Annotated in this window: 17 protein-coding genes; 6 read left to right on the top strand and 11 right to left on the bottom strand. The window is 71.0% G+C overall.

Translation table 11 applies throughout. From position 1 onward, the window contains the following. Window positions 1–12 precede the first annotated feature (12 nt). From AB0M35_RS01765 to mca, 7 genes are all read right to left on the bottom strand, one after another. Complete coding sequence (locus tag AB0M35_RS01765) at window positions 13–681, bottom strand: HEAT repeat domain-containing protein (RefSeq protein ID WP_363740356.1); 669 nt, start codon at window positions 679–681, stop codon at window positions 13–15. 260 nt (window positions 682–941) lie between these two features. Then, complete coding sequence (gene purE, locus AB0M35_RS01760; protein WP_363740355.1) at window positions 942–1433, bottom strand: 5-(carboxyamino)imidazole ribonucleotide mutase; 492 nt, start codon at window positions 1431–1433, stop codon at window positions 942–944. Beyond that, window positions 1430–2620, bottom strand: a complete 1191-nt coding sequence (locus AB0M35_RS01755; RefSeq protein ID WP_363740354.1) for a 5-(carboxyamino)imidazole ribonucleotide synthase — start codon at window positions 2618–2620, stop codon at window positions 1430–1432. The genes purE and AB0M35_RS01755 overlap by 4 nt, the downstream gene beginning before the upstream one ends. A 51-nt stretch (window positions 2621–2671) precedes the next feature. After that, window positions 2672–4711, bottom strand: coding sequence for a thioredoxin domain-containing protein (locus AB0M35_RS01750; RefSeq protein ID WP_363740353.1), 2040 nt, complete (start codon window positions 4709–4711; stop codon window positions 2672–2674). A 113-nt stretch (window positions 4712–4824) separates the two neighbouring features. Then, window positions 4825–7329 (bottom strand): bifunctional diguanylate cyclase/phosphodiesterase, encoded by a 2505-nt coding sequence (locus tag AB0M35_RS01745; RefSeq protein WP_363741845.1) that lies wholly within the window; start codon window positions 7327–7329, stop codon window positions 4825–4827. Window positions 7330–7532: 203 nt separating this feature from the next. Next, the gene (locus tag AB0M35_RS01740) at window positions 7533–7826 is read right to left on the bottom strand and encodes a hypothetical protein (RefSeq protein ID WP_363740352.1); all 294 of its coding nucleotides are present in this window, start codon (window positions 7824–7826) and stop codon (window positions 7533–7535) included. A gap of 48 nt (window positions 7827–7874) precedes the next feature. Further along, window positions 7875–8756 carry a mycothiol conjugate amidase Mca gene (gene mca, locus AB0M35_RS01735; RefSeq protein ID WP_363740351.1) on the bottom strand — a complete coding sequence of 294 codons (882 nt, stop codon included), beginning with the start codon at window positions 8754–8756 and terminating at the stop codon, window positions 7875–7877. Between the two features lie 286 nt (window positions 8757–9042). On the opposite strand from mca, the gene AB0M35_RS01730 reads away from it, so the two are divergent. Next, entirely contained in the window at window positions 9043–9477 is a 435-nt protein-coding gene (locus AB0M35_RS01730) for a DUF4307 domain-containing protein (protein ID WP_363740350.1), read from the top strand. A 265-nt stretch (window positions 9478–9742) separates the two neighbouring features. Beyond that, window positions 9743–10240 (top strand): transcription elongation factor GreA, encoded by a 498-nt coding sequence (greA, locus tag AB0M35_RS01725; protein ID WP_363740349.1) that lies wholly within the window; start codon window positions 9743–9745, stop codon window positions 10238–10240. An 88-nt stretch (window positions 10241–10328) separates the two neighbouring features. On the opposite strand, the gene ilvA is transcribed toward greA, so the two are convergent. From ilvA to AB0M35_RS01705, 4 genes are all read right to left on the bottom strand, one after another. Beyond that, complete coding sequence (ilvA, locus tag AB0M35_RS01720) at window positions 10329–11549, bottom strand: threonine ammonia-lyase (RefSeq protein WP_363740348.1); 1221 nt, start codon at window positions 11547–11549, stop codon at window positions 10329–10331. 176 nt (window positions 11550–11725) lie between these two features. Continuing rightward, on the bottom strand, window positions 11726–12562 hold the full coding sequence (locus AB0M35_RS01715; protein WP_363740347.1) for a DUF4328 domain-containing protein: 837 nt from the start codon (window positions 12560–12562) through the stop codon (window positions 11726–11728). 40 nt (window positions 12563–12602) lie between these two features. Beyond that, window positions 12603–14012, bottom strand: a complete 1410-nt coding sequence (locus tag AB0M35_RS01710) for an amidase family protein (protein WP_363740346.1) — start codon at window positions 14010–14012, stop codon at window positions 12603–12605. Between the two features lie 16 nt (window positions 14013–14028). Then, on the bottom strand, window positions 14029–15171 hold the full coding sequence (locus AB0M35_RS01705; RefSeq protein ID WP_363740345.1) for a cystathionine gamma-synthase: 1143 nt from the start codon (window positions 15169–15171) through the stop codon (window positions 14029–14031). 149 nt (window positions 15172–15320) lie between these two features. Between AB0M35_RS01705 and AB0M35_RS01700 the strand changes: the two genes are divergently transcribed. The 4 genes from AB0M35_RS01700 to msrA all read left to right on the top strand — a co-directional run bounded on the left by AB0M35_RS01700 (window position 15321) and on the right by msrA (window position 19804). Then, window positions 15321–17489 (top strand): S8 family serine peptidase, encoded by a 2169-nt coding sequence (locus tag AB0M35_RS01700; RefSeq protein ID WP_363740344.1) that lies wholly within the window; start codon window positions 15321–15323, stop codon window positions 17487–17489. Between the two features lie 35 nt (window positions 17490–17524). Further along, window positions 17525–17950, top strand: a complete 426-nt coding sequence (locus AB0M35_RS01695; RefSeq protein WP_363740343.1) for an HIT family protein — start codon at window positions 17525–17527, stop codon at window positions 17948–17950. Window positions 17951–18104: 154 nt separating this feature from the next. Next, the gene (locus AB0M35_RS01690) at window positions 18105–19067 is read left to right on the top strand and encodes a Fic family protein (RefSeq protein WP_363740342.1); all 963 of its coding nucleotides are present in this window, start codon (window positions 18105–18107) and stop codon (window positions 19065–19067) included. Between the two features lie 74 nt (window positions 19068–19141). After that, complete coding sequence (gene msrA / locus AB0M35_RS01685) at window positions 19142–19804, top strand: peptide-methionine (S)-S-oxide reductase MsrA (RefSeq protein ID WP_363740341.1); 663 nt, start codon at window positions 19142–19144, stop codon at window positions 19802–19804. Window positions 19805–19828 lie beyond the last annotated feature (24 nt).

Genomic DNA, 19828 nt, shown 5'->3' with positions numbered 1-19828 from the left:
CCTTCCTGCCCGTCACCCTTCCCGGCCTGCTGGGCCGAGGGCCACGACGCGTTTTGCCTCCTCGACGGCGAAGTCGAAGCCGGCATCCGGGTTGCGCCAGAGCCGCTCGGTGGCGATCGCGTGCTGACGTACCCGCAGTTCGGGATGGGTCGTCGCGGCGCGCAGGACCGGCATGATCACCTCACCGAGCCCGACCAGCGCGCGGCTGAGGCTCAACTGTGTCTCCCGCTCGCCGCGCCCGAGTTGCGTCGTCAACACCTGGACCAACCCGGATTCCGCACCTTCCGGCACGAGTACGACCGCAGCCCGCCAGGCGCTGCGCGCCACCTCGTCGTCGGCGTCGGTCAGCAGCTCGTGCGTGATCGCCGGCCAGGCCCGCCGGTCCCCGATCTTGGACAGCGTGTGCAACGCCTGGCTGCGCGCCTGCGTACGCGCCGAGCGCAGCTCCTCGATCAGCCTGGGGACCGTCACCGACGCCGGCTGTCGGGTGAGCGCCCAGGTGAGCATCTCGCGCACGAAGAACTCCGGCTCGACCGCGCACCGCTCGACGAGCGCGTCCACGAACTGCGGATCCGGGGTCGACCCGACCGCCAACGCCACCCGCAGCCGCACCGACGAACTACCGTGCGCCAACCCCGCGAGCACCCGACTCGCTTCCACGCCCTGCTTTGGCTCGGCCACCGCGACCACCTCCCGAGCCCACCCAACCCCTTCTCACCGTGTCAAGGTCAACCCGGTCGCTGACGCACCGTATCGCCGAAACATGGTGGAAACGGCCGTTTCGGCGCAACGGAGTCGATCACCGCACTGGACGGCACCACTTGTCGTCCTGCCGGCCCACGACGGGGCTGGGGGGCGACCGTGTCCGGCGCAGGGATCAAGCCTGACCGCCCGGAGCCGGGCACGGTCGCCCCCCAGCCCCAACCGCAACCACGACAGACCTAAGCCAACGAAGCCCGCAACGCCGCGTCCTTCTCGGCGACCAACTGCTCCAGATCAGCCTGATAAGCCGACATCCGCTCGGCCAACCCCGGATCCGCCGTGCCGAGAATGCGTACGGCGAGCAGCCCCGCGTTACGCGCGTTGCCGATCGACACGGTGGCCACCGGTACGCCGGCCGGCATCTGCACGATGGACAGCAGCGAGTCGAGGCCGTCGAGGTGCTTCAGCGGTACCGGTACCCCGATCACCGGCAGCGGCGTGACCGAGGCGATCATCCCGGGCAGGTGGGCCGCCCCACCCGCCCCCGCGATGATGACCTTCAAGCCCCGCCCGGCGGCGGCCCGTCCGTAGTCGATCATCTTGACCGGGGTGCGGTGCGCGGAGACGACCTCGACCTCGTACGGCACCTCGAACTCGGCGAGCACGTCGGCCGCCGCCTTCATCGTCGGCCAGTCCGAGTCGCTGCCCATGATCACACCGACGGTGCTCACTCTGCTCCCTCCGTGCCGTCCCGCAGCCAGCGCATCGCCCGCGCGGCCCGGGCGCGTACCTCGTCCAGATCGTCGCCGAGCACCGTGACGTGCCCGATCTTGCGGCCGGGGCGTACCTGCTTGCCGTAGAGGTGCACCCGGGCGGTCGGCTCGGCGGCGAAGAGGTGGTGCAACCGCTCGTCGATCGGCATGCCACCGGGCTCACCACCGAGCACGTTCGCCATCACCACCACCGGAGCGCTCAGCGAGGTGTCGCCCATCGGGTAGTCCAGCACCGCCCGCAGGTGCTGCTCGAACTGCGAGGTGCGGGCGCCTTCGATGGTCCAGTGCCCGGAGTTGTGTGGGCGCATCGCCAGCTCGTTGACCAGCAGCCGGGCGCCGCCGGGCGCCGAGGTGTCGGCGACCTCGAACAACTCCACCGCCAGCAGCCCCACCACGCCGAGCGCGGTGGCCAGGTCGATGGCGAGTTGCTGCGCGGCAACCGCCAACTCCTCCGGCAGGCCGGGTGCGGGCGCCAGGACCTCGACGCAGATGCCGTCGCGTTGCACCGTCTCCACCACGGGGTAGACCGCGACCTGCCCGAACGGGGAACGGGCGACCTGCACGGCCAGCTCGCGGCGCAGCGCCACCCGCTCCTCGACGATCAGCTTCGTGCCACCGGCGAGCAGTCTCTCCGCCAGCTCGGCGGCCTGCCCGGCGTCGGCGACCGGCCAGACTCCGCGCCCGTCGTACCCGCCACGGGCCGCCTTGAGCATGACCGGCCAGCCCAGCTCGGCGCCGAAGGCCATCAGGTCGGCCGTCGACTCGACGGGCCGCCAGGCCGGGTTCGGCGCTGCCAGAGCATCGAGCCGCTCCCGCATCACCCGCTTGTCCTGGGCGTGCACCAGGGCGTCCGCCGGCGGAAAGAGCTTCACCCCCTCGCCGGCCAGGGCGCGGATGTGCTCGGTCGGGACGTGCTCGTGGTCGAAGGTGACCACGTCGCACCCCTTCGCGAAGGTACGCAGCGCGGCCAGGTCGGTGTGGTCGCCGTACTGGACGTCGGCGGCGACCAGGGCCGCCCCGTCGTCGGGCGTGAGCGCGAGCACGCGCAGCGACTGGCCGAGGGAGATCGCAGCCTGGTGGGTCATCCGGGCCAGCTGGCCACCACCCACCATGCCGACAACAGGCAGACCGGTACGGGAATCCATAGCGGCGCCAGCCTATCGGGGCCGGTCGGGACGCTGCCCGGCGGATCCGGCTCAGCCCAGTTGCGCCACCAGGTCCTCGACCGTGTCGACCGGCCGCTGACAGACGAAGCCCCGGCAGACGTACGCGGCGGGTCGGCCGTCGAGCAGGGGCCGGTCGGCCAGCAACGGTACGCCGGGTTGGTCCGGCTGCCCGGCCACGATCACCGCTCCGGGCGGGGCGTGCCGGTACGCCGCCGCAACCAGCGGGTCACCGGCCGGGTCGGCGGTGACCACCGCGATCTCGTACGGGCCGGAGAGCAGCGCCTCACCCGCCGTCGCCGCGTACCCGGTGAAGCGCGGGTGCCGCCCGACGATCGGCGCGACGGTCGACAGGGCCGCCTCGGCTGCCTCGCGGTAGCGGGTCTGCCCGGTCAACGCCGAGTACGCCACCAGGGCGGCGGCGATCGCGGAGCGCCCGGAGGGGGTGGCGTTGTCGGTCGGGTCGGCGGGACGGGCCACCAGTTGCTCGGCGTCGTCGGCGGTGTCGTAGAACGCCCCACCGGGGGCGGCGAAGTGCGTCAACGCGCTGTCCAGCAGTTGCCCGGCCAGTTCCAGCCAGCGGCCTTCGCCGGTGACCTGGTGCATGGCGCAGAACGCCTCGGCCACGCAGCCGTAGTCCTCCAGCACGCCGGCCGGCTCACCGACCCGGCCGTCCCGGGAGGCGCGCCGCAGCCGCCCGTCCACCATGTGCACCCGGGCGAGGTACTCGGCGGTGTCGCGCATCGCACCGTCGGCGACGATGGTGACCCCCTCCAGCAGGTTCGCCTCCCCCTCGGTGCCGATCCGGCCGGAGGTCTCGACCAGCCGGACGAACTCGGCGAGCGCGGTGACGGCCAGGCCGTTCCAGGCGGCCACCACCTTGTCGTCGCGGGCCGGCTGGGGGCGGGTGTCCCGGGCCGCGAGCAGCCGGCGTACGACGTCCTGCCAGCGCTCCCGTACGGCCGGATCGGCGTCGTCGACGTCCCGGGCCAGTTTCAGCACGCTCCGGCCATGCTCGAAGGTGCCGGTCTCGGTGACGGCGAACAGGTCGGCGGCCCACCGGCCGTCCTCGGAGCCCAGCACCTCGATCAGTTGAGCGGGGGTCCAGACGTAGGTGAGCCCCTCGACACCCTCGGTGTCGGCGTCCAGCGCGGAAGCGAATCCCTGGCCCGGTCGGTGCAGTTCGTCGGCGAGGAACCGGGCGATGTCCCGGGCCACCCGCAGCGCCAGCGCGTCGCCGGTGAGCCGCCACAGTTGGGTGTAGACCCGCAGCAGCAGGGCGTTGTCGTAGAGCATCTTCTCGAAGTGCGGCACGGTCCAGTACGCATCCACCGAGTACCGGGCGAAGCCACCGGCGAGCTGGTCGTGGATGCCGCCCCGGGCCATCGCCTCGCAGGTGTGCCGGACGATCTCCAGGCTCCGCGCCGAGCCGGTGCGCTGGTAATGGCGGAGCAGGAAGAGCAGGTTCAGGTGCGGCGGGAACTTCGGTGCCCTGCCGAAGCCGCCGCTGGTCTCGTCGTACTCGTCGGCCAGTTGGGTGGCGGCGGCATCGAGCAGGTCGGCGGTGAGCGGGGCGGTGGGACCACCCACGGCCTGGGCACCGCCGATCGCCTCGACCACCGCGGCGCCTTGGCGCAGTACGGCCTCCCGCTGGTCCTGCCAGGCGGTGCTGACCGACTGGAGCAGCCGGACGAAGTTCGCCCGGGGAAAATACGTTCCACAGTAGAACGGGGTGCCGTCCGGGGTCGCGAAGACCGTCATCGGCCAGCCACCCTGCCCGGTCATCGCCTGGGTGGCCGTCATGTAGACCGCGTCGACGTCGGGCCGCTCCTCCCGATCCACCTTGATCGACACGAACCCCTCGTTGAGCAGCCGGCCGACGCCCTCGTTCTCGAACGACTCGTGCGCCATCACATGACACCAATGGCACGCCGAATACCCGACCGAGATCAACACCGGCACGTCCCGCCGCCTGGCCTCGGCGAACGCCTCATCACACCAGGGCCACCAGTCCACCGGGTTGTCCGCATGCTGCAACAGATAGGGACTGGTGGCACCCCCAAGTCGATTCACCCCCCGACCCTACCCACCCCCACCCCTCAAGGTGTGTTGATCATGAGGTTGGCGGCACCTCGAAGATCAACCAGTGCCGCCAACCTCATGATCAACGCGAAAAGAGGTGGGGGTCAGGAGGCGCCGTCGGCGCGGAGGGGGAGGACGTTGGCGGGGGTCTGGCGGGCCAGGGAGGTCAGTACCGCGCCGATCTTGTCGGCGGGCATCGGCTTGAAGAAGTGATAGCCCTGGGCGGCGGTGCAGCCCAGCTCGGTCAGGGCCGAACGCTGCGCGGCGGTCTCCACTCCCTCGGCGACCACCCGTAGGCCCAGCTCGTGGGCCATCCCGACGGTGTAGCGCACGATCGCGGCGGCCTCCGGCGAATCCCCCATCCGCAGTACGAACGAACGGTCGACCTTGAGTTCGTCCACGGCGACCCGGGCGAGGAAGCTGAGCGAGGAGAAGCCGGTGCCGAAGTCGTCGACCGCCAGTTGCACGCCCATCTCCCGCAGGGCGGTGAGCACCTGGTCGATGACCTCCAGCTCGCTCATCACCACCGTCTCGGTGATCTCCAGGACCAGCCGGTCCGCCGGCACCTGATGCCGGCACAACGCCTCGGCGATCTCGGTGGGCAACCGGTGGTCCAACAGGCTGCGGGCGGAGAGGTTGACCGAGATGGGGATGTCCAGTCCCTCACGGGCCCAACTGGCGGCCACCGTCAACGCCTTGTCCAGCACGTACCGGGTGAAGCTGCCCAACTGGTCGCTGTTCTCCACCGCCCGGATGAAGTCGGCGGGGCTGAGCAGGCCCCGACGCGGATGCCGCCAGCGGATCAGCGCCTCCACGCCGGTCGGCGCGCCGGTGGCCAGGTCCACGGCGGGCTGCAACACCAGGACCAACTGGTCGTCGGCCTGCAACGCCTCCCGCAGCTCGGCGAGCAGGGCCAGCTGATCCGTGCTGGCCGCATCCCGCGCGCTGTCGTACGTGGCCACGCTGCCGCCGCCCGACTTGGCCTGGTACATGGCGATGTCGGCCCGGCGCAGCAGCTCGGTCAGATCGGCGCTGCCGGCCGCAGCCACCACCACACCGACGGACACCTCGACGGACATCCGCACACCGGCCACCTCAGCCGGAGCGGCCAGCCGCTCGGCGACCTCCCGTGCCTGACGCAGCGCGTACGCCATCGGTGCGGTGTGGTCGTCGAGCACCGGGACCGAGGTCAGCAGCAGCGCGAACTCGTCTCCGCCGAGCCGGGCCAGCAAGTCACCGGAGCGGGCCAGGGCACTGAGCCGGTTGGCGGTCAGCCGCAACAACTGGTCGCCGGCCGCGTGCCCGAGCGTGTCGTTGACCTCTTTGAACTGGTCGACGTCGAGCAGCAGCAGGGCGACGGGATGGTCGTGTGCGAGCTGCCGGAGCGCCTGGTCACCCTGGCTGAGCAGGGCCGCCCGGTTGACCAGCCCGGTCAGCGGGTCGTGCACCGCCTCGTACGACGAACGGGCGGTGACCAGTCGCAGCTCCCGGTGCGTCGCCGCGTCGTGCAGCGCGGCGGCCAGAGCGTCGGCGTAGGCGGCGAGGGCGTCCCGCTCCCGCCCGGTGGACGGGGCCGTACGCGGCAGGCGTACCCGCAGCCGGCCCACCCGCGTGTCGCCGACCAGCAGGTCGCGGACCAGCTCCTCCGAGTCGGGCGCGCCGTCGCGGGGTGGCGGTATCTCCCGGTCGACCAGCTGCCCACCGGGATCGCCCCGGTAACGCCACCACCGCCCGTCGGCTCGGGCCACCTCCACGTCGACGATCTCCGCCTCGAACAGGGCCAGCGCGCCGGTGACCCCCGCCACCGCCACCCCGCGCTCGTCAAGCTGGTTGAGCGCGGCTGTGGCCTCGGCGAACGACCGCCAGGTCCGCCGTTCGCGATCATCGCGCAGCCGCTGCCGGTAGGTCTGCTGAAGCAGCCAGAGCAGGACGGGCAGCAGCAACAGCCACCGGAGGTCGATCTCGATGAGCACTACGACGAGTACGCCGACCACCAGGTTGCCGACGAACATCAGCAGTTTGCCGCGCAGCGCGGCGAGTAGCGGGCGACCGATCGGCATCCCGTGACGCACCGACAGCATGACCCCGCCCAGCGCCGCGCCCGCCAACAGATAGGCGACCGCTCCGGCGGTGACCGCGAGCACGAGTGCCGGCGTCAGAGGGGCCAGCAGTGGCTGGCCGAGGGCGGTGGTGACCGCCACCGCCAACGCGACAGCGGCCGTCTGGGCCCCGGCGATGCGGGTGACCTCCCAGGTCGTCCGACCTTCATCGACGATGGACATGGCGGTCCAGGCCAGCGCGACACCGAGCATGGCCGCGGCGGGCAGCCAGCCGGGCGGCACCAGATAGAGGCAGACGATCAGCGCCGCCTCTGCCCAGGTGACGCTGACCATGCCGGCGGCGGCCCGGAACCGCAACCGGGCCAGCTGCGACAGGGCGAACGCGGCCACCGCGATGCCGAACCGGACCGGCCCACCGAGCGGATCGTCGGCCGGTAGTCGCACCGGAAGGCTCAGCCCGACGACAGCGGCGACCAGTGCGGTGCACAGGACGGCGGCGGTGAGCAGATGAAGCCCCAGTGACGTTCCACGGCCCCCGGGCCGATCGATCGAATGACCGGCCCTGCCGGAGGTCACCGACTTCCTCCTGCCGAACGACAGCAGGACACGTGAGGGGTGAACGCGACTGCGATGGTCATCGTGGCCCCCTCCCGCGCAGCTTGGGGACTTCTGGTCCCCCGGCGGAAGGCTAAGCCAAACCCGGTGGTCGCAACAGGGGGCGACCATCCGGTTCGACGTGAATCATGCCCCGGTCACCCGTCCCGGTGCTGCTGGTGCCGGTTGGCGGCGTCCACGGATGAATCCGCCGTGAGGGTCCCATCTGTCGGATCACTGACCTTCCGACCCACCGCATCCCCATAGGCATCGGGCTCCTGGACGGGGAACTCGTCGGGCAGTCGACGCAGCCGGGCGTTCATGTTGCGGATCAACAGCACGGTTGCGGTGCCCAGAACCAGGATGAGGAACAGGCCCATCGGCCCGGCCAGACCACCCGTCCGAGTGTCCCCGAAGTTGTTCTGCGCGAGCACCTCGACAGCGGTCAGCATGGAATTCCTCCGAAATGCGATGTCCGACCAGGGTAACCGGCCGCCAGATCAGCGAGCATGTGCCGTCTCCCGTACGCCCGCAAACAGGTCGGACTCGGGCAACGGGCTGTCGACCAGCGACCGGGCCAGTTGGAAGTCCTCCGTCGGCCAGGCACGCTGCTGAAGCTCCATCGGCACCTGGAACCAGAAGCCGTCCGGGTCGACCTGGGTGGCGTGGGCCCGCAGCGCGTCATCCCGGACCGGGAAGTATTCGGCGCACTCCACCCGGGTGGTGATCCGGGGGCCCTTGTCGGGGCGGTCCTCCCAGCGGGTCAGCCACTCCGCGTACGGGGACTCGGCCCCGGTGGCCAGGATGGCTTCGTGCAACGCCAGGATCCTGCCCTTGGAGAACCCGATGTCGTAGTAGAGCTTCAGCGGCTGCCACGGCTCCCCCAGCTCGGGGTAGCGCTCCGCGTCGCCGGCCGCCTCGAAGGCCGCCATGCTGATCTTGTGACACATGATGTGGTCGGGGTGCGGGTAGCCGCCCTCCTCGTCGTACGTGGTGACGACGTGCGGCCGGAACTCACGCATCAGGCGCACCAGCGGACCGGCGGCCACCGCGACGTCCTGCAGGGCGAAACAGCCCTCGGGCAGCGGGGGCAGCGGGTCGCCCTCGGGCAGGCCCGAATCGACGAAACCCAGCCAGGCCTGCTCGACGCCGAGGATGGCCCGGGCCGCGTCCATCTCGGCCCGGCGGATGTCGGCGATGTTGGCCCACACCTCGGGCCGGTCCAGCTTGGGGTTGAGAACGCTGCCGCGCTCGCCACCGGTACACGTCACGACCAGCACGTCCACACCCTCGGCGACGTACTTCGCCGTGGTCGCGGCGCCCTTGCTCGATTCGTCGTCGGGATGCGCGTGGACGGCCATGAGTCGAAGTTGTTCTGCCAACGTCGGCGCTCCTCGTCTCTGCCCACTGATAGACCCCCGCCGGGCCCACCGTTGGCCTGCCGGATTCCTGCCCGTCGCGGCACCTGCCCGCGCCGGCCTGTCATATTTGACACCAGCCATCATTGGCGCCAGGCAGCCTTGACGCCGGGCATCCTGAGAAAGCCGGGCATCCCTGAAAGCCGGGCCATGAGAACCGAGCGACCATAGATACCGAGTCGTGCAGGAAGGACGGACCTCCGCCATTCTTGCCGATACCGCCGACAACAACGCCAGGAGATACCCGCCGGTGACCGAGACGCACGCCACAATTCCACCGGGCGCGCCGGTGTTCCCTCCCGGCCGGTACGGGCGCCGCCGCGAGCCCGGCCGCCGCCGGCCGCTGCTGACCGCGCTCCTGGTGATCGTTCTGGTGGCCGCGCTCACCGCGATCTCCGTCCGGCTCTACCGGCAGTACGGTGACCCCGCGTACGACGCCCAGGTGATCACCTATACCGACATCACGGACACCCAGGTGGTGGTCGACTTCCGGGTGAACCTGCCGGACGGCGGTTCGGCGGTGTGCCTGCTGCGTGCCCGCGACAGCGACGGTGCCGAGGTGGCCCGTGAGGAGGTCCCGGTGAGTGCGGTCGAAGGGCAGCGCCAGGTCACCCTTCGGCACCGCCTGACCACCAGCGGACGCCCCTTCATCGGCGAGGTCGTCCGCTGCCGACCGCCCGCCTGAGGCACCAGCCGCGCCGAGGCAGCCGGCCGCGCCAGGGCGAGGCGGCCGGCCCGCCGGGCTGAGGCCACGGGTCGGCCGGGGCGGGCGACGTGATCGTCGACACTCCTTGTCGTACGGCACTGGTAACTTAAAGGTTCACCTGTCAGCCAACACGCACAACTGAGTCAGCACGCACAACTGAGTCAGCACGCACAACTGAGTCAGCACGCACAACTGAGTCAGCACGCACAACCGAGCCAGCACGCACAACCGAGGAGGACCGCCTGTGTCCAATGGCAACGAGGCGCCTGCCACCTGGCTCTCCCAGGACGCGTACGACCGCCTGAAGGCCGAGCTCGACGAGTTGATCGCCAATCGGCCGATCATCGCCGCCGAGATCAACGCCCGGCGCGAGGAAGGCGACCTGCGCGAGAACGGCGGCTACCACGCCGCCCGTGAGGAGCAGGGCAAGGCCGAGGGGCGCATCCTCTACCTGAAGGAGCTGCTCCGCACGGCTCAGGTCGGTGAGGCGCCGACCGCCGACGCCGTGGCGCCCGGAATGGTCGTGACGATCTTCTTCGACGACGACGCCGACGACACAGAGACATTCCTGCTCGGCTCGCGCGAGATCGCCTCGACCACCGACCTCACGGTCTACAGCCCGGAGTCGGCGCTCGGCCAGGCGATCCTGGGCGGCAAGGCCGGACAGACCTGCACCTACACCGCACCCAGCGGTGCCGACATCAAGGTGACCGTGGTCAGTTTCGAGCCGTTCTCCGGCTGAGTCGTCTCCCGGCGTCGCGACCGCCGGCACCCCGCGCCCGGAGGCGTGGCACCCGAGGGTGTCACGCCTCCGGGCGCGATGGGCAGTGTCACGCCTCCGGCGCGATGGTCACCTGATACCCGCTGGCCCGCAGGGCACTGATCAGCGTGTCGGAGTGCTCGACCCCCCGGGTCTCCACCGACAACGCCACCTCGACCTCCCCGAGACTCAGGTGCGGGTTGGCCCGCTGGTGTACGACGTCGACCACGTTGGCACGATGCTCGGCGATCTCGCTCAGCAGCGAGGCGAGCTGCCCCGGTCGGTCCGAGCAGCGCACCGTGACCCGCAGGTAACGGCCCGCCGCCGCCAGGCCGTGCTCGATGACCCGCAGCATCAGCAGCGGGTCGATGTTGCCGCCGGAGAGCACGGCCACCACCGGGGCCTGCACCTGAACGGCACCGGCCAGCAGGGCGGCCACCCCCACCGCACCAGCCGGCTCCACCACCTGCTTACCGCGCTCCAGCAGCATCAGCAGGGCCCGGGAGATGTCCTCCTCGGTCACGGTGACGACCTCGTCGACGAGCTTGCGGACATGGGCGAAGGTGATCTCGCCGGGTCGGCCCACGGCGATGCCGTCGGCGATGGTGGCGAAGGCGGGCAGGCGTACCGGCTCGCCGGCCACCAGCGACGGCGGGAAGGCAGCGGCCGCGGCGGCCTGCACTCCGATGATGCGCACATCCGGGCGCAGCGCCTTGGCCACCACCGCCATCCCGGAGATCAGTCCACCGCCGCCGACCCCGGTGACGATCGTCTTCACCTCGGGGCACTGCTCCAGGATCTCCAATGCCACCGTGCCCTGCCCGGCGATGACGTCCGGGTGGTCGAACGGATGGATCAGCACCGCGCCGGTCCGTTCGGCGTACGTCTGTGCCGCGACCAGGGACTCGTCGACGGTGGCACCGACCAGTTCGACCTGGGCGCCGTACCCCTTGGTGGCGGCGACCTTCGGCAGCGGCGCGTTCACCGGCATGAACACCGTGGCCTGGGTGCCGACCAGCCCGGCGGCCAGGGCCACGCCCTGGGCGTGGTTGCCGGCGCTCGCCGCGACCACCCCTCGGGCCCGTTCCGGCGCCGACAACCGCGAGATCCGCACGTACGCGCCCCGCACCTTGTACGACCCCGCCCGTTGCAGGTTCTCGCACTTGAGCCAGGCCGGTCCGCCGAGCGCAGCGCTCAGCGGACGGGACGGCTCCAACGGGGTGGTACGGGTGACTCCGGCGATCAGTTCCCGCGCTGCTCGCACGTCGTCCAGGCTGACCAGTTCCGTCATGCCCCGATCGTGCCACCCGTCCCACCGGATCCCGGCGGCGCCTTCGAGCGACCGGCGATCGGGCTGGTGATTCGGTGATCGGCTCCGTTACGCCGTAATGGCGGGCTCCCACCGCCACGCACCCCGCCGTTTCGGCGATACGGCGCACCCGGATCTTGCCCCGCCCACATCCCGCCCTACTGCGGGTCGCTCTTCGTCGGCGCGGTCGGCCCCGTGGCGACGGTCATGCCGGGCAGGATCTGTCCGGTCGGCGTACCGCGCGCGATCCGGGCAGTCTGCGCCGCCGAGACCCGGTGGATCAGCACGATCAACGACACGCCGGCGACCAGGCAGGCCACCGCGGGCAACAGGTAGGTCGTGGTGGCGGCGGCGTAGTGGTCGGCGTACGCCTGGAAGTCCGCCGGAGTCTGCGGGTACGGCAGCGCGTCGTACTCGGCGACGACGGAACGGGCGGTGAGCCGATCCGTGAGCAGGAACGCCAGCCAGGCACCCCACCACAGGTGCACCAGCCAAGGGGTGCTGAGCCGCCAGAGACTCTCCCGGGCGATGTTGGCCACCACCCGGTGCGGCAGCACGAAGTTGACGAACGGCACCAGCCACCCGGCGATCGCCCAGCCGTCGGAGTTGGTCGGACCGGCACCCGGAAAGGCGTCCAGGTTCGTGCGGGCCCGCCACGTCCACACGATGACGAGGACGATGGCGACCAGGAACGCCACCTGGTACAACAGTGCCGCACCGAACTCCAGCAAACCTGCGGTAAGCATGAATGCTTCGCCGTCGGTGGAATTCACGGCCCGTTCGGCGAGCAGCGCGTTGACCGGCTGGACCGCCACGGTAACCAGCAGGAACAGCACCGTCGCGGCCACGGCGACCGACGCGGCCCGACCGACGCCACCGACCGCCCGAGTCCGGACGTCCGGCCGCAACGCGGGCGAGCCGACCGGCGTACGACAGGTCGTGCATTCCAGGACGCGGACCTCGACGTCGGCATCGCAGGTTCGGCAGCGCATCATCGAAGACCCTCCAGGTGTTCGGCACCCGGAGGGTAGATGATCACGTCTTTGCCGGCGAGCCCATTCCGACCCGGGGGTAGCCGGGCGCGTGCCGGGACCAGGGGGCCTCCATCTCGAACTGTCCGGCGACGCCGAGCAGGAGCAGCTCCGAGCCGGGCGGGCCGACCAGCTGCACGGCCAGCGGCAGTCCGTCCGGGCGACGGCCCACCGGTACCACCAGGGCGGGCAGCCCGGCCACGTTCCAGGGGGCGGCGAACGGGGCGTACCGGATGCTGGCCAGCATGTTGGCCCGCCAGGAACGGGCCGACCAGCTGGTGGCCGGCGGCGGCGTGGTGGCCAGCGCCGGGGTGAGCAGCAGGTCCACCGAGTGGTCGGTGAAGAAGCCGATGGAACGCTCCCGCCAGGCGAGCCGGTCGGCCTCCCGGACGTACCCCCGTCGCCACGCCCATTCGCCGAGTGCGACGTGCCGCCGGCTGCGCGGTTGCAGGCTGCGCCGGTCGACTCCGGCGGCCCGCACGTCAGCAGCGGCGGCGGCGAACCAGGTGGCGATCCCCTGCAACCCCAGCGCGGTCGGATAGACCGGGTCGGCGGGTACGGCATCGTGCCCGGCCGCAGCGAGCAGGCGGCCGGCGGCGGCGACCGCGTCCCGGTTCGGTGCGTCGGGTGAGACACCACGCACCGGCGAGCGCAGCGAGACGCCGACCCGCAGCCGCTGCGGCGGGACCAGCTTCTCCTGGGCGCGACCGGCGAGCACCTGGAATCCGACTGCCGCGTCCGCGACGGTGGTGCTGAACATGCCGTGCTCGGTCAGCCCGAACCAGTCCTCCGCGCCGAGTTGGCAGGGCACCACGCCACGGCCGGGCTTCAGACCGACCAGACCGCAGCAGGCCGCCGGGATCCGAATCGAACCGAGTCCGTCGTTGCCGTGCGCGATCGGCACCAGCCCGGCCGCCACGGCCGCCGCCGCACCCCCCGACGAGCCGCCCGGGGTACGCGCCGGGTCCCACGGGTTGCGGGTGACCGCGGTGTCGTCGTCGGTCACCGCCCAGAGGCCCAACTCGGGCATCCGGGTCACCCCGAGGATCACCGCGCCGGCACCACGCAACCGGCGGACCACCTCGTGGTCGGCCTCGGCCACGGTGGTACGCACCGCGGCGGAGCCGTTCCAGGTGGGCATGCCGGCCACCGGAGTGTTCTCCTTGACCGCCACCGGCACCCCGGCCAGCGGCAGGTTGGCCAGGTCCTCCTGCTCGTCGACCTTCTCCGCCTCGGTGACCGCCTCCCCGCCACGCACCGTACGGAACGCGGCGAGGTCGGCGTCGGCCTTGGCGATGTGGTCGAGGTGGTCGGCCAGAACCTGGGTGGCCGAGACATCTCCCCGGCGTACGCCCCGGGCGATCTGTTTGGCGGTCGCCCCCACCCAGGTCGGCATGATGTCCTGCACGGCCACCCTCCCCAGCCAGCGGTCAGCCCAGCGCCTGCTCCAAATCGGCGAGCAGGTCTTCGACCGTCTCGATGCCGACAGACAGTCGCACGAGATCACCGGGAACTTCAAGCGGCGAGCCGGCAGCACTCGCGTGTGTCATCCGGCCCGGGTGCTCGATCAGGGATTCCACCCCGCCGAGCGACTCGGCAAGCACGAAAAGCTTCGCCCGGTTGCAGATCTCGACGGCGTGCTCCTCGCCCTCGGCGGCCCGGAACGAGATCATGCCGCCGAACCGGCGCATCTGCTTGGCCGCCACCTCGTGGCCGGGGTGGTGGGGCAACCCCGGGTAGAGCACCTGAGCGACCTTGGCGTGCCCGTCGAGGTACGCGGCGATCCGCTCGGCGTTGTCGCAGTGCCGGTCCATCCGTACCCCGAGGGTCTTGATCCCGCGCAGGGTGAGCCAGGCGTCGAACGGGCCGTTGACCGCGCCCATCGCGTTCTGGTGGTAGCGCAGTTCCTCGCCGAGCGCGGCGTCGGCCGCCACCAGCGCGCCGCCGACCACGTCGGAGTGCCCGCCGATGTACTTGGTGGTGGAGTGCACCACCACGTCGGCGCCGAGGGCGATCGGCTGTTGCAGGTACGGCGAGGCGAACGTGTTGTCGACCACCAGCAACGCGCCGGCGTCGCGCGCCACCGCGGCGAGGGTGGCGATGTCGGCGATGCCGAGCAACGGGTTGGTCGGCGTCTCCAGCCACACGATCTTGGTGCTGCCGGGCCGGATCGCGGCCCGCACGGCGTCCGGGTCGGAGACCTTCGCCGGGGTGTACGTCAGCCCCCACCGCTGCGCCACCTTGGCGAAGAGCCGGTAGGTGCCGCCGTAGGCGTCGTCGGGGATGACCACGTGGTCACCGGGGACGCAGACGGTACGCAGCAGCGCGTCCTCGGCGGCCAGTCCGCTGGCGAAGGCCAGCCCGACCGAGCCGCCCTCCAACGCGGCCAGGCACTCCTGGAGCGCGTCCCGGGTCGGGTTGCCGGAACGGCTGTACTCGTAGCCCTGCCGGGGGGCGCCGACAGCGTCCTGGGCGTACGTGCTGGTCTGGTAAATAGGTGGGATCACCGCGCCGGTGCGGGCCTCCGGGTCCTGGCCGGCGTGGATGGCGAGCGTGTCGAAGCCGTGACTCATGCCCGGAACGTTAGTCGTCCAGTCCGTCCCAACGGACGGAACCCGTCCCCCAGTCGGTCAAATCGGATCATGGTGCGGCCCTGTCACCATGCGGGAAGCGCCGCCGGAGACATTCCCCCGCCCGGCGGCCGTACCCTCGAGGAGATCCCATGACTCGTGTCCCGCGCCGCCGCCGCATCCTGGCTGCGGCGGCCGTCCTTCTCCTGGCCACGGCGGGCGGGCTGCTGGCACCGCCGGCCCCGGCCTTCGCGGCCGAGAAGTTCGCTCCGGCCTCCGCCGCCGGGGTGGCCGACAGTTGGATCGTGGTGCTGCGCGGCGACGCCACCCGCGACGTCGACGGCAGCGCACGCTCGCTGCTGCGCCGACACCCCGGCGCGCTGGCCGCCAGTTACCGGTCCGCGCTGCCAGGTTTCGCGGTACGGATGTCCACCGCGGACGCCCGTCGGCTCAGCCAGGAGCCGCAGGTGGCGTACGTGGCCCAGAACTCGCTGCTGCTCCCGCAGGCCACCCAGACCAATCCGCCGTGGCACCTCGACGCCCTCGACCAGCACGGCGGCGCGTTCGACGGCTCGTACAGCTACGACACGACGGGCCAGGGTGTGCACGTCTACGTCATGGACAGCGGGATGCGGCACACCCACACCGACTTCGGCGGCCGGGCCACCGGGGACGTGAACTTCGTGCCGCAGGGCATCGACCAGTGGGGCACCGGCGACTGCTCCGGCCACGGCACGCAGGTGGCCGGCCTGATCGGCGGCCAGGTGCACGGGGTGGCCAAGGGAGTACGCCTGCACACCGTCCGGGTGGGTGGCTGCACCCCCGGCCAGGTCTCCTGGGCCATCTCGGCGCTCGACTGGATCGTCCGCAACGCGGTACGGCCGGCGGTGGTGAACATGAGCCTGGCGACGACCGCGAACCAGGCCCTTGACGACGCCGTCAACGCGGTGCTCGCCGCCGGCATCCCGGTGGTCGCCTCCGCCGGCAACCACGGGCAGAACGCCTGCGGCTACTCCCCCGCCCGGGTGCCGGACGTGATCACCGTGGGCATGGTGCACGCCCTGCGGGACCGGCTGCCCAACTCGAACTTCGGCCCGTGCGTGGACCTGTTCTCCTTCGGAGAACAGGTCCGCACCGTCACCGCAGCCAGCGACACCTCCACTACCACCAACTTCGGCGGCACCTCGGCGGCGGCGCCCATCGTCACCGGGGCGGTGGCCCGCTACCTGCAACGCTTCCCCACCGCCTCGCCACGGACCATCGCCACACGGCTGGCCGACGAGGCCACCCGGGACCGAATCACCAACCCCGCCAGCTCGCCCAACCTGGTGCTCCACGTCGACCCGGGCGGGCCGGGCAACGACGGCTTCTCGGGCCGGTACGCCGACGTCAACGGCGACGGCCGCGACGACATCGTCAGCTTCACCCGGGGCGTCCAGCCCGAGGTGTACGTGGCACTATCGAACGGCGCCAGCTTCGGCGCAGCCACCCGCTGGCACACGTACTTCGCCGCCGGGCAGGAGTTCCCGATGCTCGCCGACGTCAACGGCGACGGTCGCGACGACCTGATCACGTTCACCCGGGGCAGCGCGGCGGACGTCTACGTTGCGCTCTCCACCGGCACCTCGTTCGCGCCCTCCCAGCACTGGCACACCTGGTTCGCCGCCTTCAAGGAGACCCCGGTGGTCGGTGACTTCAACGGGGACGGGCGGGCCGACATCGCGACCTTCGTCCGGGAGAACGTGCGGGACGTCTACGTCGCCCTCTCCAACGGCACCCAGTTCGTCGGCACCAGCGTGCGCTGGCACGACAACTTCGTCGGAGACGACGACCTCCCGCTGGTCGGGGACGTCAACGGGGACGGCCGGGACGACATCATCGCGGTCGACCGATTCACCGGTACGGCGGCGAGCGTCGCCCTCTCCACCGGCAGCAGCTTCGTGCTGTCGTACCAGTGGCTTGACTACTTCCTCAACCTCGGCAGCAGCGAGGTGCCGCTGGTGGGCGACTTCGACGGCGACGGGCGGGACGACCTCGCGGCGGTCAACCTCAACGGGCAGTACGCCGACGTGGCTCTTTCCACCGGCAACTATTTCCTGCCGCGTACCCGCTGGGCCTGGACCCTCCCCGGCGGCGGCGCGATCCCGGGCGCCGGCGACTTCACCGGCGACGGGCGGACCGACCTGGTCGCCTTCAGCCGGGGGACGGTGGCCCACGTGCACGTCGTCCGGTCGACCGCGTCGCACTTCACCGACCTGCGCCGGTGGCACGACAACTTCGCCGGGGGCACCGCGATCCCGATGCCCGCCAGCCTGTGGTGAGCGACGGGACCGGGCAGGTGCCCTAGCCTGGGGCGATGGCGGGCTGCGTGTTCTGCGGGATCGTGGCGGGCGAGGTGCCTGCCTTCCGGGTCGTCGACGAGCCGGCCGGGGTGGCGTTCCTCGACACCCGGCCGGTCTTCAAGGGTCATGTGCTGGTGGTGCCCCGCACCCACCTGGTCGCCCTCGCCGACCTGCCGCCCGAGTCGTTGGCCGACTACTTCGGGCTGGTCCGCCGGCTCGCCATCGCCGTGCCGGAGGGTCTGGGCGCGGGCGGCACGTTCGTGGCGATGAACAACAAGGTGTCCCAGTCGGTGCCCCACCTGCACACCCACGTGGTGCCCCGAACCAAGGGCGACGGTCTGCGCGGCTTCTTCTGGCCGCGTACCCGCTACACCGACGACGCCGAGGCCACCTCGTACGCCGAGCGCATCCGGACGGCCCTGCCCACCGACCCGGCCTGACCCGTACCGGAAATTGTTCGTTCAGGTTTTTTCCCCGCTGCCGAACAAATTTAGTTTTGTTCGGTACAGTTAAATCCGCGTTGGCGAACAAAATCTTGGAGGGCCCACCGTGCCAGGCCCAGGACGCCCGAGCCGTGCCGAGGTTCACCGCCGGATGGAGGAGGCTGTCCAGGAGTTGCGGGACCAGTTCGGCGGCCTTCCCCGCCCTGGCGAGGCTGCCGACATCTGGTCCGACATCTGGCACCAGGAGGCCCACAACAGCACCGCGATCGAGGGCAACACCCTGATCTTGCGCGAGGTCGAGAAGCTCCTCGACGAAGGCCAGGCGATAGGTGCCAAACCGCTGCGCGACTACCTGGAGGTCCAGGGCTACGCGGAGGCCGCGAAGTGGGTCTACGGCCAGGCGCTGGAGTCTGGCGATTGGCAGGACGGCTCGCTCGTGTCGATGCAGGAGATCCGGCACATCCACTACCTGGCCATGACCCCGGTGTGGACCGTGGCACCGCATCCACACGCCATCGACGCCGAGGCCCCGGGCAACTTCCGGCAGCACGAAATCGCCAGCTTCCCTGGCGGCATGAAGCCACCGCCCTGGCCCGAGGTGGATTCCCTCCTCCTCCGAAGCTGGGTGGACACCACCGACACCTTGCGCACCGAAAGCGACATGCCACTCGCCGAGCGCTTGGGCGTGTTCCATCACCGCTTCGAGGTCATTCATCCATTCCTGGATGGCAACGGCCGCGTGGGACGCCTGATCCTGAGCCTCCTGCTCGGCCGGCTCGGCTGTCCGCCGGCCATCATCTACAAGCGCGACCGCAGCAGGTACTTGACTGCCTTACAGCGAGCCGACCAGGGCGACCCTGGTGCCCTGGGGGAGTTGATCGCCCGCAGCGTCACCGGGAACATCTACCGCTTCCTGATGCCAGCCACCGCCGATGCGGCGCACCTCGTGCCACTGCCGGCTCTTGCGAGCAGCGAACTGTCGGAGGCAGCCCTACGTGTCGCGGCGAGCCGCGGACGTCTGCGGGCGGTCAAGGGTGACGACGGTGCCTGGCGGAGCAGCCGCAGCTGGGTCGAGGAGTACGCGCGGACGCGTTGGCGGCGGGAGCGGGCCTGACGGGCGGCGGGGCGGGTAAGGAAGTACGGTCCGCCGGTGTTGCACGCGGGGAAGGGTACGAAAGGAGTTCCACCGTGTTCCTCCGCCGCATGAAGGCCGAGATGATCTCCCCCGACCGGGCCCTGCCCGGCCGTCCGATCGCGATGCCCGTCGCCGACCGGCACGAGGTGCTCGGCACCCCGCTCAAGGGCCCGTTCCCCGAGGGTTCGCAGGTCGCGGTGTTCGGTATGGGGTGTTTCTGGGGCGCCGAGCGGCTGTTCTGGACCCTGCCGGGTGTGTTCACCACCTCGGTCGGTTACGCGGGTGGTTACACCCAGAACCCGACCTACGAGGAGGTCTGCTCCGGGATGACCGGACACGCCGAGGTGGTCCAGGTGGTCTACGACCCCGCCAGGATCAGCTACGAGGACCTGCTGAAGGTCTTCTGGGAGAACCACGACCCGACCCAGGGCATGCGCCAGGGCAACGACGTGGGCACCCAGTACCGCTCGACCGTCTACGCCACCACCGACGACCAGTTGGCGACGGCCGAGGCGTCCCGCGACGCGTTCGCGCCGATCGTGGCTCGCGCCGGCAAGGGCGAGATCACCACGGAGATCGGTCGGCTCGGTGACTACTACCTGGCCGAGGACTATCACCAGCAGTACCTCGCACCGACCAAGAACCCGAACGGCTACTGCAACCACGGCCCGAACGGGCTGAGCTGCCCGGTCGGCGTCGCCCGGACCGCGGGCTGAGCCCTGCCGGCCAAGCACGGAAGC

Origin of the sequence: Micromonospora sp. NPDC051196 (genome assembly GCF_040682415.1) — a bacterium.
GTDB lineage: Bacteria > Actinomycetota > Actinomycetes > Mycobacteriales > Micromonosporaceae > Micromonospora.
This window is presented reverse-complemented; position numbering and strand designations above follow the sequence as displayed.

Coding starts and splice junctions, on each gene's coding strand:
- AB0M35_RS01740 (WP_363740352.1), bottom strand. CDS start 7,826: ATGCTGACCGCTGTCGAGGTGCTCGCGCAGAACAACTTCGGGGACACT.
- AB0M35_RS01700 (WP_363740344.1), top strand. CDS start 15,321: ATGACTCGTGTCCCGCGCCGCCGCCGCATCCTGGCTGCGGCGGCCGTC.
- AB0M35_RS01715 (WP_363740347.1), bottom strand. CDS start 12,562: ATGATGCGCTGCCGAACCTGCGATGCCGACGTCGAGGTCCGCGTCCTG.
- ilvA (WP_363740348.1), bottom strand. CDS start 11,549: ATGACGGAACTGGTCAGCCTGGACGACGTGCGAGCAGCGCGGGAACTG.
- AB0M35_RS01755 (WP_363740354.1), bottom strand. CDS start 2,620: ATGGATTCCCGTACCGGTCTGCCTGTTGTCGGCATGGTGGGTGGTGGC.
- AB0M35_RS01690 (WP_363740342.1), top strand. CDS start 18,105: ATGGAGGAGGCTGTCCAGGAGTTGCGGGACCAGTTCGGCGGCCTTCCC.
- AB0M35_RS01695 (WP_363740343.1), top strand. CDS start 17,525: ATGGCGGGCTGCGTGTTCTGCGGGATCGTGGCGGGCGAGGTGCCTGCC.
- AB0M35_RS01705 (WP_363740345.1), bottom strand. CDS start 15,171: ATGAGTCACGGCTTCGACACGCTCGCCATCCACGCCGGCCAGGACCCG.